This is a genomic window from Fimbriimonadaceae bacterium (assembly GCA_023957775.1).
In the GTDB taxonomy this organism is placed as follows: domain Bacteria; phylum Armatimonadota; class Fimbriimonadia; order Fimbriimonadales; family Fimbriimonadaceae; genus JAMLGR01.
Genome location: JAMLGR010000020.1, coordinates 1 through 16,687 on the forward strand (window position 1 = coordinate 1; position 16,687 = coordinate 16,687).

13 protein-coding genes are annotated in these 16,687 nt (G+C 66.0%); 8 read left to right on the forward strand and 5 right to left on the reverse strand.

Going from position 1 to position 16,687, the window contains the following annotated elements:
• From M9921_14760 to M9921_14785, 6 genes are all read left to right on the forward strand, one after another.
• Positions 1 to 2,166, forward strand: a 2,166-nt coding sequence (locus M9921_14760; GenBank protein MCO5298107.1) for a redoxin domain-containing protein, incomplete at its 5' end; no start/stop codon positions are given.
• A 163-nt stretch (positions 2,167 to 2,329) separates the two neighbouring features.
• Positions 2,330 to 4,447, forward strand: coding sequence for a hypothetical protein (locus M9921_14765; protein ID MCO5298108.1), 2,118 nt, complete (start codon positions 2,330 to 2,332; stop codon positions 4,445 to 4,447).
• Between the two features lie 87 nt (positions 4,448 to 4,534).
• Positions 4,535 to 5,902 carry a hypothetical protein gene (locus tag M9921_14770; GenBank protein MCO5298109.1) on the forward strand — a complete coding sequence of 456 codons (1,368 nt, stop codon included), beginning with the start codon at positions 4,535 to 4,537 and terminating at the stop codon, positions 5,900 to 5,902.
• Positions 5,903 to 6,028: 126 nt separating this feature from the next.
• A complete protein-coding gene (locus tag M9921_14775; GenBank protein ID MCO5298110.1) occupies positions 6,029 to 6,559 on the forward strand; it encodes a hypothetical protein in 531 nt (176 codons plus the stop codon).
• 4 nt (positions 6,560 to 6,563) lie between these two features.
• Entirely contained in the window at positions 6,564 to 8,540 is a 1,977-nt protein-coding gene (locus tag M9921_14780) for a DUF3160 domain-containing protein (protein MCO5298111.1), read from the forward strand.
• 59 nt (positions 8,541 to 8,599) lie between these two features.
• On the forward strand, positions 8,600 to 9,373 hold the full coding sequence (locus M9921_14785; protein MCO5298112.1) for a CapA family protein: 774 nt from the start codon (positions 8,600 to 8,602) through the stop codon (positions 9,371 to 9,373).
• On the opposite strand, the gene M9921_14790 is transcribed toward M9921_14785, so the two are convergent.
• From M9921_14790 to M9921_14805, 4 genes are all read right to left on the reverse strand, one after another.
• Positions 9,297 to 10,226, reverse strand: a complete 930-nt coding sequence (locus M9921_14790; GenBank protein MCO5298113.1) for a GNAT family N-acetyltransferase — start codon at positions 10,224 to 10,226, stop codon at positions 9,297 to 9,299. The two genes, M9921_14785 and M9921_14790, sit on opposite strands and share 77 nt — an antisense overlap.
• A 58-nt stretch (positions 10,227 to 10,284) precedes the next feature.
• Positions 10,285 to 11,397: a PEP-CTERM sorting domain-containing protein gene (locus M9921_14795; GenBank protein ID MCO5298114.1), complete on the reverse strand. Its 1,113-nt coding sequence runs from the start codon at positions 11,395 to 11,397 to the stop codon at positions 10,285 to 10,287.
• 122 nt (positions 11,398 to 11,519) lie between these two features.
• Complete coding sequence (locus M9921_14800) at positions 11,520 to 12,587, reverse strand: acyl-ACP desaturase (GenBank protein MCO5298115.1); 1,068 nt, start codon at positions 12,585 to 12,587, stop codon at positions 11,520 to 11,522.
• A 224-nt stretch (positions 12,588 to 12,811) separates the two neighbouring features.
• A complete protein-coding gene (locus tag M9921_14805; GenBank protein MCO5298116.1) occupies positions 12,812 to 13,252 on the reverse strand; it encodes a hypothetical protein in 441 nt (146 codons plus the stop codon).
• Between the two features lie 173 nt (positions 13,253 to 13,425).
• On the opposite strand from M9921_14805, the gene acs reads away from it, so the two are divergent.
• Both acs and M9921_14815 read left to right on the forward strand, forming a co-directional pair.
• Positions 13,426 to 15,453, forward strand: coding sequence for an acetate--CoA ligase (gene acs / locus M9921_14810; protein ID MCO5298117.1), 2,028 nt, complete (start codon positions 13,426 to 13,428; stop codon positions 15,451 to 15,453).
• Positions 15,450 to 16,319, forward strand: a complete 870-nt coding sequence (locus M9921_14815) for a PIG-L family deacetylase (protein ID MCO5298118.1) — start codon at positions 15,450 to 15,452, stop codon at positions 16,317 to 16,319. Before acs ends, M9921_14815 begins: the two co-directional genes overlap by 4 nt.
• A 1-nt stretch (position 16,320) precedes the next feature.
• On the opposite strand, the gene M9921_14820 is transcribed toward M9921_14815, so the two are convergent.
• The gene (locus M9921_14820; protein MCO5298119.1) at positions 16,321 to 16,683 is read right to left on the reverse strand and encodes a hypothetical protein; all 363 of its coding nucleotides are present in this window, start codon (positions 16,681 to 16,683) and stop codon (positions 16,321 to 16,323) included.
• Positions 16,684 to 16,687: the final 4 nt, after the last annotated feature.

Sequence of the window (16,687 nt, forward strand, 5' to 3'; positions counted from 1 at the left end):
CTCGCCGTCTCCACCGCCCTTTGCCAGGACGATCCTGGGTTCGGGCACTCGCATCACGGGTCCGCCTTCGATTCCGGCATGCGGACCAAGCCTTGGAAGATCGAAGGGATCGGCACCGCGCCCTTTCCCATCTCGACCAAGAACGCCGAACTGCAATCCTGGTACGACCAGGGGAACGCCCTCCTCCACTCCTTCTGGTTCGAAGAGGCCGAGCGGTCGTTCCGGTGGTGCCTCAAGATGGAGCCGGAGAACGCGATGGTCTACTTCGGACTCGCGCGGTGCGGCCTCAGTTGGTTCACCATCGGCTCGGGCGACGATCCCAGCCTGACGCGCTTTCGGGACTTCCTCAAGGAGGCCGTCAAGCGCAAGGGCACGGTCACGGAGCGTGAGCGGCTCTACATCGAAGCGTGGGACGCGGCGTGGAGCAAGACCGGCGAAGAGTCCACCAAAGAGATCGTCCAGCGGCTCCAAAAGCTGTGCGTTCTCTATCCGAACGATATCGAGGCGAAGGCCCAACTCGCATTTTTCAACATCGGCCAGGGAAGCCAACTCGCCAACGAGTTCCTGATCCAACAGATCCTCGCGGTCAATCCCATGCACCCCGGCGCCCACCACGCACGCATCCACACGTGGGACGATGTGGACAGCGCCCAGGCCGTCGCCAGCTGCGAGCTGTACGGCAAAGCCGCGCCCGGGATCGGCCACGCGCTCCACATGCCCGGCCACATTTACTCCAAGATCGGCATGTGGCACGAAGCGGCCATCGCGATGGACAGTGCCACCCGCGTCGAGCTGAAATACATGAACGATCGGCTCGCCCTGCCTTTCGAGAACTGGAACTACCCCCACAACCGCGACTACCTTTGCTACATCCAGGAGCAACTGGGCCGGGCCGAGGACAGCATCCGGGGAGCTCGGGACATCATGCGGTCACCCAAGGACCCGGGCAACTTCGTCAGCGGCTACCCGGCGGTCCTTGCCCTCACCCGGGCGCTGCTCAAGTTCGAGCGCTGGGACGAGATCCTCGACGAGAAGACGTTCCCTGCGGCCGAGAACCCCATCGAGGCGCTGACCGTGGGGGCCGCGAAGGTGATTGCGCTGGCCGAACTCGGACGCACGCGTGAGGCGCGCGAGGCGCTGAAGGGTGTCCAAGAGGAGCCCAAGAAGCAGCTCGAAGCGATGATCGCGAAGAACCCCGACAAGGCGGACGAGATTCGCAAGGAGGCCGGAGCGTTCGCCCCACTCCTCCTGAAGACCGCGGAAGCCAAGGTCCTTCTTGCCGAAGGAAAGCGGCTGAACGGCATCCGCCTCCTCCTCGAGCAGGCCGAGAAGGAACGGCTCGACCGGGAAGCGCACAACTACCGGAACGACCCCCCGTTCGACCCATGGCCCATCATGCGCCTCGTCGGAGACGCTTATGCCGCGGGAGGCGACCTCACAAGCGCGATCGAAGCGTATGAGACCGCCCTGGCCCAAGAACCCAACGACGCCTGGTGTCTGGCGGGTCTGGCCAAGTCCTTCGCGGCGCGAGGGGACGCGGCCAGCGCGAAACGCTACGCCGGGCGGTTCCTCGCGGTGTGGAGCGGCGCCGATCGCAACCTTCGCTGGACCAAAGAAGTGCTGGCCCTTGGCTTGAACGCGACGCCGAAGGCGGAGACGATGAAGCCGGAACGGGTCTACGTCCCCGCTGCGCTCGACCCGATCGGGCCCAGCAACTGGCAACCGTTCCCCGCGCCGAGCCTTGACTGCGTGGACATGGAGTTGAATCCCGTCAAGCTCTCGGACTACCGGGGCCAGAACGTGCTGCTCGTTTTCTACCTTTCGGACCAGTGCGTCCACTGCATGGAGCAGTTGGGCAAGATCAACGAACGACTCGGCGAATTCTCCGATGCCAACACGGTCGTTCTCGGAGTCAGTGCGACGTCGCCTCAGGCCAACAAGGACTCGGTGACGCTTGCGCCGTTCAAGGTGAAGCTCCTGTCCGACGTGGACCACTCCAACGCGCGACGCTTCTCCAGCTACGACGACTTCGAGGACCTCGAGCTGCACGCCACGATCCTGATCGACGCCGACGGGAAGGTCCGTTGGAAGCGAACCGGTGGAGATCCGTTCGACGACGTGGACTTCTTGCTCGGCGAGATCAAACGCTGGGGGCTACCAGGCTAGCGCGGCGGTCGCTGCTTGACGATTCGTGTTGGAAGCTGATTGGCTTGGACTCTTCCAGCTCGTGGCATCGCCGCCACGACGGGGCTGACATTGGCGAGCCCAACCTGTGGCGCTGTAGGTGCGCCCCCTCCCATTAGTACCGCGGAAGCGCTATCATACGACCATGGTATGGGTTGCCGCCTTTCTTCCCCTGCTTGGGCACTGCCTCGGCCCCGACGCCGTGGACTTCGATGCGAAGGCCGCGCCCTTAGGCCAGGTGCTCGAGAGGCTCGCGGCGGGCACGGGCTCGAAACTGGCCGCTTCGCCCAAGATCGCGCGCGAGATCGTGTTCGTACACGTCCAGGGCGTCCGGTTGGACGAGCTCAAAGCGAAACTGGCGGAGGCGGTGGTGGGAGAGTGGACCCGCGAGGGCGAGACCGAGGTGCTTGGCCGCGGCCCGGCGCAGGAACGCGCGATCCGGAGCGAGCACCTCGCGTACCGGCGCAAGTTGGTGGACGCGGCGCTCAAGGACGCCCAGGCGGAGCTGGAACATCCGTACAACGCCCGGGCGCTGGCCGCGGGATTCGCCGCTCTCCCTACCGAGGCGTCGGTCCGAAACGATCTGACGGCCGGGCGGGCGCGCTACCTCCGCGAGCGGTCCCTTATCGCACAAGGGCCGCTCTCGAGGCTCCTCAAGCGCCTGGTGCTTGCGTGTGATCCTCGCGACCTTGCGGCGGTCGGACCTTTCTCAAGGGCCCTGTTCACGACGAGCCCAACCCAGATGCAACGCGGCTTCGATCGGAAGAAGTTCGATGCTGCGGTGGCACTGTTTGCCAAGGAGCAGCAGGCCTGGATCGACGAGGCCGCGAAAGTCACCCTCGCGCCGGACCCCGGCGCCACCGTGAGCGATCCCCGCACGCAACTTCGATTCAGTCCGTCCCAGTCCCGGTTCGTCCTCGAAGTGCGGCGGGGCGAGATGACCGCCCTGTTCAACGTCAATCTCCAGATCGGCAAAGCCCCCTGGGGCCAGATTGTCAACCAGGCGAGCTTTGCGGACCCGGCCCGCTCCTTCATGGACGCGCACATGTTGCCGGGACCACCCCTCGCGGACGATAGGGAGGTCGAGCTGTCGCCGGACTCCAGGGAGTTCGAAGACGCGTTTCGGATTGCCGCCGAGGCTGCGACGCCGGCGACCATAACCCCCAAACTGCGGCAGCTCATGCTCGGCGTCGAAACGAACGATCCGCTGAGCTGGGTCGTGAGCGATGCGCTCGCGGCCTACGCCGAAGTCAAAGGCGTCAACCTGGTTGCGGCCGTGCCCGATCGCGCGCTCACTTGGGCGCACTTCATGGCGCGTGGGCAACCCCTTCGGGTCAAGACGTTCATGCAGGCGCTTCTGGGCTCGGAGACCGTGCGGCTCGACGAGACCGAAGGGTGGGCCGTTCTCGTGCCGGCGGACCGCTTCGAGGCCGCGCTCGATTTCACTCCCAGAAGCGCGGTGGCCGCGCTCGTCAAGAGCGTGTTCGAGCACGGCCGCCTCGATATGAAGGAGTACGCGCGATACGCCTTTGCCTCGAAGCGGCTCAATCGGGGCGGAATCGGAGACTGGTTCCTCGCCATGATCGATCGCTCGGTGCTCGGGGCGAGCGATCGCACCGACTGGAATGGCCTGAGGCTCTACGGCTCCCTGAGTGAACTCCAACAGCGGGACCTGGAAGCGGGCGCCCGGCTGCCGTACGCAGGCATGAATCTCGAACAGCGCGCCATCATCGAGCGGATCGTTTTCGGTGGCGAGATTCGGAGCGAGGTGCAGACCGGTAGCGGAATCACCAAACTCTCCGCGACGTCCGTCGAACCGACCGACGCGTTTCCCACGGGAGTGCCGGCGACTTGTGTGGTGACCGGGCGGTCCCTGGTCCACCCCACACTGGTCGCCTACGGCAAGGACGCCGAGGGCACCGTTCGGCCGCTTCGAGGGCTGGACCCCTCCAATTTGGCGGGAATCGAACTCAACGTTCGAGGCGATCCCGAACAGATGGCGATCTACGGCGTGGCCAACCTGGTGGGATACGCACCCGGCGCGGATAAGAAGGTGATGCTGCGCGTCGAAGTGGTGCCCGGCGTTTGGACCGAGAGCGTGATCACGATCGCCGATTACGATCCCAAGGCGAACCCTGTCTCCTGGGAACAGTTGCCTGAGCCCTATCGGGAGCAGATCGCCAAGGCCATCGAGTCGATCAGGGCCCGAAAGGCGAACCCGCCCACGCGAAGCGTTCCGCCGCCCCGCAGGAGATATCCCTAAGCCTCTTGATGAACCCTTGCACTCGCTGGAAGCCTCTTCAAGGGCAGGTCCCCCGCTCAGAATCCGACGGGGACCGGTGCACACACCATGAATCAACGCAACGGATCCTCCCACTTCACAGCGCTCGTCGCCCTCGTCCTTGTCCTCGCGGCGCCGCCGCAGCTCGCCGCTCAGGGAATGGGCCGGGGCAACCAGCAGGACATGGCGACCATCCACGCCCTCCTGGGTAACAACACCAAGATCAAGCGCACGGTCACCAAGCTCAAGAACGGCGTGGAGACCCTCACCGAGTCCAGCGATCCCGCGGTCGTCGCGATGATTCAGGCGCACGCGGCGGCGATGCAGGCGCGCCTGAAACAACGGCGGCCGATCCGCCAGTGGGATCCGCTCTTCGTGGAGCTCTTCGCCAACGCCTCGAAGATCACTTTTGCCATGGAGAAGACCGAGCGCGGGGTACGCGTAGTCGAGACCTCCAAGGACCCCTACGTGGTCACCCTGATCCAGTGGCACGCCGAAGGGGTCAACGGATTCGTCAAGGAGGGGATGGCGGGCATGCACAAGGAGCACCCGGCGCCTCCGAAACCCGGCGGTGGAACGGCCAACGCCTTCGCCGGGATGGGCGATGGGGTGTCGACCTGCCCGGTCACGGGAGAACCGGTCAGCAAGGACGTGTCGGCCGCGATCCAGGGCCGGACGGTCTACTTCTGCTGCGCCGGGTGCGTGGAGAAGGTGCGCGCCGAACCCGCGAAGTACCTGAAATGGGCCCGCGCCGAAGGCACGCCTCCGCTTCAGAGCATGCTCGCGTTCGATGCCGTCTACATCCCGGCCCTCTCGTGGACGAGCCAGGCGCAAACCGACCCGGACGCGGCCGTCAAGGCCGTGGCTTCAACGAAAGCGCTGGCCCAGCGATGGCCGGCCGAGCGGGCGAGCCTCATGGAGGCGTTTCCAAGCGACTCCCGCTGGGCCGCGGAGTTGGATCGCGTGGGCCGGCAGATCGCAAGCGGTGCGAAACAGGCCGAAGCGAAGGAGTTCGCGGGTGCCCACGAGGCGCTCGAAGCGGTCCGCTTGATCCTCATGGAGGGCCGAAAGCGCAACGGTTTGGAGTACTTCGTCGACCGCCTGACGGCGTTCCACGAGCCGATGGAGGCCATCGTCCTAGCCGCCAAGGGCAAGCGCCCTTCCCAACTCGATTCGCGCCTCAGAGCCACCCTTGAGCTCGAGCTTCTGCACGCCGAGACGCTCTGGCTCGCCGTCGACGCCCAGATTCCGGACGCCGAACGCTACGGGCTGACTCCGCAGCAAGAAGCCCGCCTGCGACGGGCGATGACGGACGAGACCACTGCGCTGATGACCCTGCGGTCGGCTCTGGCCACCGGAACCCCCGCGCAGGTGCTGAATGCCGCCGTCTCCCTGAAGCCGCCCTTCGCCAAGCTGTTCACCACCTTCGGCCGCTAAGAGGTGCTGAAAGGTGCCACGCCCAGCCGGGCGTGCAGGCGGGTCGCCGCAGGAGATGCGCAAGAAGTGAGGTGCCACGCCCGCTAGTCGGGCGTGCCTCCCGTCCCTCCTGGCCAAAATGAACCCATGATGATCGCCCTCCTTGCCGCTCAGTCGATCGTACTGGGCGACGCGCTGGTGGAGCTGAGAACGTCCCAAGACCCCAGCGTCCGCGTGTCGATCCGAGGCCGGTCGGTCTGGGAAGGGGTGCCGAAAGCCCACCAGCCGTGGAAGCTTGCCGGCGGGGACATCGACGGCAACGGCCTTCCCGACTTCGCCGTGGGCGTCTTCAAGTCCACGCACATCTACCCCCACGCCCACCGCACGGTGTTCTTCTTCGAGCTTCGCGAAGGCAAGGTCGTGCCGAAGTGGAAGGGCTCGTCCCTCGGGCGTCCCCTGGTGGACTTCGTGTACGCCCAGGTTCAGGGGAAACCCAAGCTGGTGGCCTTGCAGCGCCGGCTCGACGACTCGCTCGGGCTGTTCGTTTGGAGTTGGAACAGGTTTGGTTTCCGCCTCGATCGCGAGATGGGACGCTGGTCGCAGGCGACGCTGGGCGCGACTCGGCCGGATTTCGTCGAAATCCGCGCCGGTACGGGGTCGGAATGGGCGAAACTGTAATCAAATGAGTCTCGTCGCGCTCGTCCTCGCCCTTCAGGCGCCCTTTGCGGCACCGGCGCTCAGCCCGGACCTCCACGAGGTCGCGAACCTCAAGGCCTTCGTCGAGGCCGCCCCGCTTGCGCCGGAGCATCGGCGCAAGCTCGCGCAGGACCTCTTCTTCATCTCGCCTGCGGACATGCCGCTCCCGCACTACGTCTACGGGCAGAACGACTACGAGAACATCCCCTCGCTGGTGACCACGGACTCGGTGCTGCACCTGTTTCACGTCGCGTTCGACTCCACGCTGAGGAACATGGAGCAGGGGCCCCTCTACGACCGGGTCGGGGCGTTGACCAAACACCTGCTCGCCGCGGCGATCCAGGTCCGCGCGCAACGGAAGACCACGGCTGGCCACTCCGCCGCCACCCGCGTCATCGCCTATGTCGGGGTCGCGGACCGGTTGCTGGGGCAGACGTCGCCTTTGCCTGCCGACGTGAAGCCGCTCGTGGGCGACGAACTGGTTGCGATCAAGGACGCGAAGGGATTTGTGCCGAGCAACGTGGTTCCGTCGAAGGTCGATATGAGCCAGTTCCTGGTGCGGGGTCACTACACGCGCTCGCCCAGACTCCAGCGCTACTTCCGCACGATGATGTGGTACGGGCTGGTTCCCCTGCAGCTCAAGACCCAAGCGGGCGCGCTGGACGCCGTGGGAACCCGGATGGCCATTTCCCTGGCGCAAGCGGTCCGCGACGGGCGGCTCGAGGCCGAGTGGCAAGCGGTGTACGAACCCACCACGCTCTATGCGGGGTCGGTGAACTCCCTCACACCCCTCATGGGGATCTCGGTGCTCAAGGAGTTGGGTGGGGATCCCGAAGCCGTCGATCTTCAGCAGTTCGCCGACGCCATGGCCAAGCTGGATCCTGCGATCTACCGGCCGAGCATCAAGCTCCAAAGCGGCATCGCGCAGGGAGTGGTGATGAAGTTCATGGGCCAGCGCGGGCTGTTGGACGGCTGGGTCATCAGCCGCGTCACGGGGCTCGAGCGTCCCCTGCCCACGGGGCTCGACGTGATGGCCGCGCTGGGTTCGAAGGCCGCCACCGACCTCATCGCGAAGTACCCCGACCAGGTGAACCCGCGCGGTTGGAACCTGTACCGGCCAAGGCTGGAAGAGGCGGCCGCGAAGGTCGACGCGTTGCCTGAAACCGAGTGGACGCGCAACCTCTATACGGGCTGGCTCAACGTCCTTCGGGCGAAGATCCAGCCCCCGACCCACGCGGTGCCGGCGTTCATGCGGAAGTCGGCATGGGCGCAAGCGTCGCTCTACGGCGCCTTGGCGAGTTGGGCGGAGTTGCGCCACGACACGCTGCTCTACGGCGAGCAAACGGCCGTGGAGATGGGCGATGGCGACGAAGAGCCGCCGCCCTTGAAGGGCTTTGTCGAACCGAACGTCCCGTTCTTCGACCGGCTCTCCGCCCTGGTGTCGCAAATGACGCGGGGGCTCGTGGCGCGCAAGCTTGTCGACTCAGACGCCCGCGAGAACCTCGGCGAACTTGCCGATCTCGTGGGCTTCCTGGGGAGTTGCGCGCGCAAGGAGGTGGCCGGTACGAGCCTCTCGCGAGAGGAGCACCTTCGCATCCGCCACCTCGAGGGCGAATTCGAAAACATCACGGTCTCGATGCTGATGCGCGGGATGAACTTCAACACGCTGACCGAGGACGATCGCGATATGGCGCTCGTTGCGGACATCCACACGGCGGACCCTCTGGCGTTCACCGTCGCCGTGGGCCACGCCGACGACCTCATCGCGATCGTGCCGATCGATGGGAAGCTCTATCTCGCGCGCGGGCCCGCGTTCAGCTACTACGAATTCACGGTGCCCATGAGCGAGCGGATGAGCGACGAGCAGTGGAAGAGCCGGTTGCGCGAGGGAAAAGCGCCGCCACGGCCGTTCTGGGTCCCCTCGTTCTTCGTCGCCAAGCCCGCAAGGCACGACGACCAGTGACTCCGTGGCTCGCGCTCGCTGCCTTCGCCCCAGTGACGCTGGCCTTTGGCGGTGACGTCATGTTGGCCCGAGGGATCGAGCGCGCGGGGGCTCCTCCCTTCGGGGCGGCGGCACCGGTGCTGCGAGCGGCGGATCTCGCGTTTGTGAACCTCGAGTGCCCCGTCACCGAGCGTCCTTTCGTCCGGCGCAAGGTCGTCAACCTCCGCGCGCGGCCGGAGCGGGTCGGGTGGCTCGTGGAGGCCGGCATCGACGGCGTTTCGGTCGCGAACAACCACACCGCGGACTGTGGCGCCGAGGGATTTCGAGACACGGTCGAGGCTGTCGAGCACCGAGGGCTGTTCGCTGCGGGCGCGGGCGATGGAACGGCGGTGCGCCGCGTTCGCGGGACGTCCGTCGGCTTTCTGGCTCTGAGCGACTTTCGTCTCGATGCCGTCAAGGGGCAGCACGTTCTCGACCCCGAGACGTTTGAGGACGAGGTGCGCACGCTGGCGCGGCGCGCGGACGTCGTGGTCGTGTCCATCCACTGGGGTGTCGAGGGGACCCTCCTGCCCACACCGCGTCAGCGAGAGTTGGCCGCCCGCGCCGTTCGCGGAGGCGCGAGCGTGGTCGTCGGGCACGGGCCGCACACGGTGCAGCCCGTGGAGACCCTCGAAGGTGCGGTCGTCGCCTACTCCTTGGGAGACCTCGTGTTCGACCGGCCCGGCGAGCGCGTGGTGCTCAAGGTGGTGCTCGAGGGCGGGAAAGCCCGCGCCGAGCTCATTCGCCTTGGGGATGCCTCTCCTTGGCGAACAGCACGAGCACGTGGTCGTCCACGAACCCGAGCTGCCTATTGAGCAGGCCCATCGGGTTTGCCTCCTCGGTGTCGGTGAAGATGCGGCGGATGCCCGCAGACGCGGCCCAGCGCATCGCGTGAAGCTTGAGGTCTCGGGCGATTCCCTTTCGGCGGTGGGCACGAAGGACGCCGGTGAGCCCCGTCGTTCCGATCGTGGGGTCGGCGTGGTTGATGTAGAGCTGGGTGAGCCCGATCGGTTCGCCGTCGATCATCGCGAGGAAGTGCGCCTCCAAGTTCACATGGGGACTTTGGAGGCGGGCTTGGAACTGCTCGAACGGTACATCTTGGAACGGCTCGGGCAGCGGGACGTCGTGCATGAGGTCCATCTCGAGGCGCCAAACGTCGCGCTCCCACGTCTCAGGGCGTTGCCGGGCGAACTCGGGCACCGAGACGATGGCGCACAGGCCCGCGGGTTGTGGCACGTCGTCGAGGTCGAGGCGAAGGGCGGGGTTGGACTGGGTGATGCGATACCCGAGCGTCGGAGGCACGTCCACGGTCCACGGGCAGTCGCTCCGGCCGCGCACGGTCCACGTCGCGTCGGCGAAAGACGCCGCCCGCGTTTCGACGGCCTGGAGAAACTCGCTGTAGCGATCGCTATGCCCAGGATCGGGGCAGGCATAGAGGTAGTAGGAGGGCTTGGCGGTCCAGAACGCCTTGACGACGCCTCCCACCGCGACGGGGGTCCCGTCCTCGACCATGAGGAACTGTTCGGAGAAGCCGTGTCGGGCGCGGACCTCGTCGGCCTCGCGCGCCTCGGCAACGGTGAGGGGCTGAGTGGGTTGGTTGGCGTTTCGAAAGGCAACGGCCAGTTCCCAATCCCGGTCGGTTTGCAGGGGCAGTAAATCGAGCGGCATGGGAAGAGAGGATACCGCTGGGGGGCGTGAGGCGTGAGGCGTGAGGCGGGGGGCGTGTTTACCGGCGGCGGCGTAGGAGGGCGACGGCGCCCAATCCGAGCACGGCCATGGTGGCGGGCTCGGGGACCGGCACCATCGCGTAGGCTCGCGTGTTGCCGTTGTGAACGCCGGTGCCGACGATGATTCCGCCGTCGCTGATGCCCATCGCCGAAGAGGAGGTGTTGGTGGAGAGGTCCCATCCTGAACCGGCCGGGAGCAGGTCGCCGAGGGCGTAGGTCTGGCTGCCGTCGTAGAGGAACGGGATGGCGAAGGCGGAGGAAGCCGTTCCGACGGCCCACCCCGACGCGTTCACGGCGCGCGCGCTGCCCTGGCTCGTGCCGGTGGGGAGCGGAATCTCGACCATGCCGCCTGCATCGGTCCAGATGAACGGAAGCCCCGAACCCTGGTTCAGCATGCTCGAACCCACGATGTGGCCTCCGTTGCCCACGCCGAACGCGATGGCGCCGTTGTGCCCATGCGCGGTGAGTGCGCCCACGGAGAACGCCGTGTTCGTTGCGGTGTCCAGCACGTACCCGACGTTGACCGCCGCGTTGTTGGGATCGATGCCGAAGCCGACGATCCGACCCGAGTCGTTGATGCCGAACGCGGTCCGCACGAAACTGCCGTTCGCAGTGGTCTGCGTCAAGATCGCGGCGCTTCCGCCTTGATACAGGACGCCGAACTCCGTGGTTCCGGCTCCGACGGATCCCACGGCGGCGTTGGACGCGTTGACGCCGTAGGCCCGGCCAAAGCTCTCGCCGGCGGGGAGGGGCAGCTGCGTGGCCACGCCCCCTTGCCAGATCACCGGCAACGGGTCCGAACCGAAGAACGTGGTGGACGCCGTCCCGACGACCGCGCCCGAGTTGTTCGCGCCGTTGCCGACCGCGTAGCTCCGCGAGGCCAGGTTGGGAAGCCCCTCCAGCCCGCCACCCTGGGTCCATCGGAACGCCTGCGTGGGCGAACCCAACGACCTCCCCGTCGCAATCCCGTTGGGCGAAATGCCGAAAGCCTGCGACGCGGAGTCGCCCGCCTGAACCAGGCCGAGGTCGATGATCTGGTACTGGGGCACCGCGAAGGCGGAAGAGGCGAGCAAGGCCACGGCGAGGAGGGGGGTTCGGAACGGGCAAGACATGGAGTTAGGATAGACCTTTGCGGCCGAGGCCGCAAGGCGTGAGGCGTGAGGCGTGAGGCGTGAGGCGTGAGGCGTGAAGCGTGAGGCGTAAAGCGACAAACCACAAACCACAAACCACAAACCTAGTAAGCGGGGCGCCAGACGAGGGGGTCTACGGTGTCGAAGCCGATCTCTTTCTCGTACTTCTGCACGCGCCCGAACAAGCGTTTGACGGACTCGCCGATGTGCTCGAAGTTCAAACCTTCGAAAATCGCGGTCTCGCGCAGGTTGCCATTCTCGTCGGGGACCAGGCGCGTTCGGCGCAGTCCGGCTTCGAGGGCTTTTCGCGTCGCGACTCCGAGGTTGTCCAGGGCGGCTTGGATCACGTCTTTCGCGTGCTCGCGCGGGCCGTAGATGGCCGCCTTGTACACGATCTCGCTGAACTCTTCGTAGTTGGGAATGATCTTGCCGGCGGGCATGGCGAAGTACTTGATCACGTCGTGCATCGCCTCGAGCGCCTGCGCGGGGAAGTAGTAGAGGAACAGCCGCGCCCCCTCCAGGAAGAAGTTGTAGTGCGCGGCCTCGTCGACCGCGATGAGCTGCGCCGCTCGCACGAGAACGGGATCGGCCGAGGCCTCGTAGAGGCCGACCTTGCTCTCGCCGCGGGCGATGACGCCCAGGTTCAGATAGTTGATCTGCGTCGCCCGCTCTTGGAAGACCGTGTAGAAGATCATCCGCATGGGATCGTCCTCCCAAGGGAGCGTCCACACGTTCGACCGCAGCTCACCCATGTAGTTGCGGAGCCAGTCTGGCGAGCGATGGCCGGAGAAGAGGCACGCGTTGTACCAGAGGTCGGCGTGTTTGGCCTCCTCGCTTCCCCACCGGATCTGGAAGTGCGACCGGCCGTGGCTCTTGCGGATCAGGTGGACGAGGTTCTCGACGTAGTCGGGCACGTACTGCTCCACCGCGAAGAAACCCTCGAGGATGCGGTTGATCTCGACGTTGTGGTCCTGTCGGAGCGACTTCCAAGGAATGTCGCGATCCGGGCTCCAGTTGCGGGTGGCCTGAGAGCGGTCGACGTACCAGCGGTAGAGTCCGAGGAAACCGCGTTCGAGCAGACGCTCCTTCTCCTCCCTCGACAGCAACCCCACGGGAATTCGCGAACGCTGGTCTTCAAGCTGCCGGGTGAGGGTGGGGTCGTAGGGGATCATGGGAGGGAAGTGACAGGATACCGGATCGCCCCTGGAGAGCAGGAACCTCCTGCTGGACCCCATAGAAATACCAGTTATCCCACGAAAGTCCCTGGTTGGGGAGAACGAAGCCGTTCGCCTGTGTTAGTATGGTCCTATCGTCGGCCCTCGCCGCAGCAAGCGTTAACCACTCACCAAACCTAGTAATGGGGTCCGACCCTTTGGGGTCGGGCCTCTTTTTTGGGTCAATCGTCCTTGGTGGCGAGGAAGTGTTTGACGTCGTATGGGGAAAGCACGACCACATTGGGGTTGGCGGCCCGGACAAAATCCTCGAAGCTCACTTCGGCGACCTCGCCGTTGTCCCTCATCTCGTCGTACATGGCCCGCACCGCCTGGGCGGGGGTGATCGCTTCCCGCGTCGCGTCCATCCAGAGGCCCGGCCGCCCCTCTCCACTCGCGTAGGCGACGCCGACGACGTAGACCCCGCCCGCGTCCTGCTCGGGGTCTCCCGGAGCCACCCACTCCCCTTCGAGGAGTTCCAGCCCCTTGGATGACAGCGCGTCCCGAAGCTGGTCCATGCTCCCGGTCGTGCCGGAGACGATCCGCACGTCCTTGGCGGGGTCCGCCGCGGAGAGGACGATTCCGCGACCTTGGCGCACGGCGAAGACCGGCACCGTGTCCAACATGCGACTGACGGTGGAGGCGAACTGATCGAATGGGACACGCAAAGTCATGGTCGGCGTCGAACGGGCCCGCGAGGGGGCCGATACGCTAAAATCGTAGCACCTTTTACTCCGCGCGAGTCCTCGATCCGGCGATCCTGTCGAAGCGTTGGGACCCGCGCTCCAGGAGGATCAACGTGTCCGATACCATCGAAAGCCTGCTTGCCGAAGACCGCTCGTTCCCGCCGCCGCCCGAGTTCGCCTCCCAGGCCAACGTCTCGGACCCCGGCATTTACGCCGAGGCGGACAAGGACTTCATTTCCTTTTGGGAGGGCTGGGCCCGGCAGTTGCGGTGGATGCAACCGTGGCATACCGCCTTGGAGTGGAACGCACCCTACGCGAAGTGGTTCGTCGGCGGGCGGCTGAACGCCTGCGACAATTGTGTGGACCGGCACGTGGATGCCGGCAAGGGCGAACGGACGGCCATCCTTTGGGAGGGAGAGCCGGGTGACGTGCGCGCGATCAGCTACTCGGAGCTGAAGGACGAGGTGAGCCGACTCGCCAACGCCCTCAAAGCCCTCGGCGTCCAGAAGGGAGACCGCGTGTGCATCTACATGCCGATGGTGCCGGAACTGGCCTTCGCGATGCTCGCGTGCGCGAGGATCGGAGCGGCCCACTCCGTCGTCTTCGGAGGGTTCAGCGCCGAGTCGTTGTTCGACCGCATCAACGATGCGCAGGCATCGGTGGTCATCACGGCGGACGGGGGTTGGCGGCGCGGCTCGGTCGTTCCGCTGAAGAGGGCGATCGACGACGCCATCGCAATGGGCTGCCCGACCGTGCGCAACGTCCTCGTTCTGGACCGGGCTGGGGAGGCGGGCCAAGTGACCGCGGGGGCGACGACCCCGGCGTACGATCGGGGTCAGTGGGTCTCCGGCAGAGATGTGTGGTGGCACGAACTGGTGCCGCACCAGTCCGATGAGTGCCCGTGCGAACCCATGGACTCCGAGGACCTGCTCTATATCCTCTATACGAGCGGGTCGACCGGAAAGCCCAAGGGGATCATCCACACGACCGGCGGCTACTTGACCGGCACCTACGCCTCGTCCAAACTCGTGTTCGACCTCAAGGACGACGACGTGTACTGGTGCACGGCGGACTGCGGCTGGGTGACCGGCCACAGCTACATCGTTTACGGTCCGCTCGCCAACGCCGCACAGGTCGTGATGTACGAGGGGGCGCCCGACGCACCCGACAAGGACCGGTTCTGGAGAATCGTCGAGCGCCACAAGGTGACGATCCTCTACACCGCGCCGACCGCCATCCGGGCGTTCATGAAGTGGGGCTCCGAGTACCCCGATCGGTGCGATCTCTCCTCGTTGCGCCTTCTCGGCAGCGTGGGCGAGCCGATCAACCCCGAGGCGTGGATCTGGTACCACGAGACCATCGGCAAGGGGCGCTGCCCGATCGTGGACACGTGGTGGCAAACGGAGACGGGCCAGATTCTCATCACTCCGCTGCCAGGCATCACGTCGACCAAGCCCGGCTCCGCCGCGCGCCCCTTCCCGGGCATCGAGGCGGGGGTTTTCAGCGAGGATGGACGCGATCTCACCGAGGCCCACATGGAATTGGTCGCCCGGGGAGAAGCCAAACACGCGGTCGGCGGGTTCCTGGTGTTGAAGCGGCCTTGGCCCGCCATGACTCGGGGCATCTGGGGGGACCCGCAGCGGTTCATCGACGTGTACTGGTCGAAGTTCCCGGGCGTGTACTTCGCCGGGGACGGCGCAAAGATCGATACCGAGGGCAACTACTGGCTGCTGGGGCGCGTCGACGACGTGATGTTGATCGCCGGCCACAACATCAGCACGATGGAAGTCGAGTCCGCGCTGGTCGACCATCCCGCGGTGGCCGAGGCGGCGGTCATCGGCAAGAAGCACGAACTCAAGGGTCAGGCCATCGCGGCGTTCGTGATCATCCGGATCGGGTACACGGTCACGGAAGGGCTGATCGACGAGCTGAAAACGCACGTGGCCAAGAAGATCGGCCCCATTGCGAGGCCCGACGACATCATCATCACCGCGGACGTGCCCAAGACGCGTTCGGGAAAGATCATGCGCCGGCTGCTGCGCGACGTGGCCGAGGGACGCGTTCTCGGCGATACGACGACTTTGGCGGATGCCGCCGTGGTGGCTTCGCTCAAGGACAAGTACGAGCACGGCGAAGGTTGAGCACCCCCTCGACGGAGTCGGATAAGGCCGCGCGCAAGCGCCGAAACCGCCGCCGTCGTTTGTGGGTCTACGGATCGCTCCTTGGCGCGTTTTGGGCGTTCTGGGTGTGGCAGCCATGGGAGTTCGACCTCTTCCCACGCGCCGCCCCCTCGCCCAACCCTGCCATCGATCCCGATTTCGCCGCCATGGAGGCGCCCGAGGCGCGGGTGCTCATCGTCACCGCCCATCCCGACGACGAGGAGTTCTACTTGGGCGGACTGCTGGCGCGACTGCACGACGGCGGCGCGGACATCCAGCTCGTGGCGATGACGGATGGCGACAAGGGCTACTACTGGTTCCAAGACGCCTCGGCGAACCGGCGGATTCGCCGTGCCGAGCAGACCGAGGCTTCCGCGCAGACCAGCGTCCACACCCCCGTGTTCTTGGGCTTTCAGGATGGACGGCTGCGTGCCGGCGATCGGGAAGTGGCCGCCCTTCGGGCGCAAATCCGGGCGTATCGCCCTCGGTGGGTCCTCGCCTTCGACTCGCTGTACCCGCCGAGGTTCAGCCACCGCGACCACCGCAGGGCGGGTGCGATCGCAGAAGAGGCGGTTAAGGGGACCGGCACCCAGTGGCTGATGCGATTCTCTACCCGGGCACCCAACTTCGTGGTCGACGTCACCGATCAGTGGGAGGAGCACAAGAGACTGGTCGCGATCCACAAGAGCCAGTTCTATGGCGAGAGGTTGGAACGGGTGACGAACCTCATCGAATCGAACCTCGAAGACGACGGCGCCCGGATCGGAACGCTCCTGGGCGTGGGGTTCCGCTGCTCCAAGTTGGACTCACAGCCCCACGACCAACGACAAACGACAAACGACCCCTAAGCTACTCCGCGGGCTTTGCCCGCGACCTGGGTCGGGGCTTGGCCTTGGCGGCGGTCGTCTTGCGCTGGCGGGGAGCGGCCTTTGATTTGGCTGCCGCGGGTTTGGGCGGTGCCGGTCTCGCCGTAGCTTTCGCAGCGGCAGGCTTGGGAGGCGTCGGCTTTGCTTCGGCTTTGGGGGCCGCAGCCTCGGGCTGCACCTCGGCGGCCGCTTCTTCGGCACCCTCTTGGAGCTTCTCACCCAACTTGACGAGGCCTTGCCCAAACTTCTTCGCCCACGGCTTGGCCTTGCCCAGCACGATGGGTACCATGGCCGCCGCCAGCACCAGCAGGCCGGCCTTTCCGGGGGGTATCACTCCTCGTCTCATCGCA

Excerpts from the sequence above, each read along its gene's own strand:
- M9921_14765 (MCO5298108.1), top strand. The coding sequence starts at position 2,330 with ATGGTATGGGTTGCCGCCTTTCTTCCCCTGCTTGGGCACTGCCTCGGC.
- M9921_14805 (MCO5298116.1), bottom strand. The coding sequence starts at position 13,252 with ATGTTGGACACGGTGCCGGTCTTCGCCGTGCGCCAAGGTCGCGGAATC.
- M9921_14770 (MCO5298109.1), top strand. The coding sequence starts at position 4,535 with ATGAATCAACGCAACGGATCCTCCCACTTCACAGCGCTCGTCGCCCTC.
- M9921_14800 (MCO5298115.1), bottom strand. The coding sequence starts at position 12,587 with ATGATCCCCTACGACCCCACCCTCACCCGGCAGCTTGAAGACCAGCGT.
- M9921_14775 (MCO5298110.1), top strand. The coding sequence starts at position 6,029 with ATGATGATCGCCCTCCTTGCCGCTCAGTCGATCGTACTGGGCGACGCG.
- M9921_14790 (MCO5298113.1), bottom strand. The coding sequence starts at position 10,226 with ATGCCGCTCGATTTACTGCCCCTGCAAACCGACCGGGATTGGGAACTG.
- M9921_14785 (MCO5298112.1), top strand. The coding sequence starts at position 8,600 with ATGTTGGCCCGAGGGATCGAGCGCGCGGGGGCTCCTCCCTTCGGGGCG.
- M9921_14780 (MCO5298111.1), top strand. The coding sequence starts at position 6,564 with ATGAGTCTCGTCGCGCTCGTCCTCGCCCTTCAGGCGCCCTTTGCGGCA.
- M9921_14795 (MCO5298114.1), bottom strand. The coding sequence starts at position 11,397 with ATGTCTTGCCCGTTCCGAACCCCCCTCCTCGCCGTGGCCTTGCTCGCC.
- M9921_14820 (MCO5298119.1), bottom strand. The coding sequence starts at position 16,683 with ATGAGACGAGGAGTGATACCCCCCGGAAAGGCCGGCCTGCTGGTGCTG.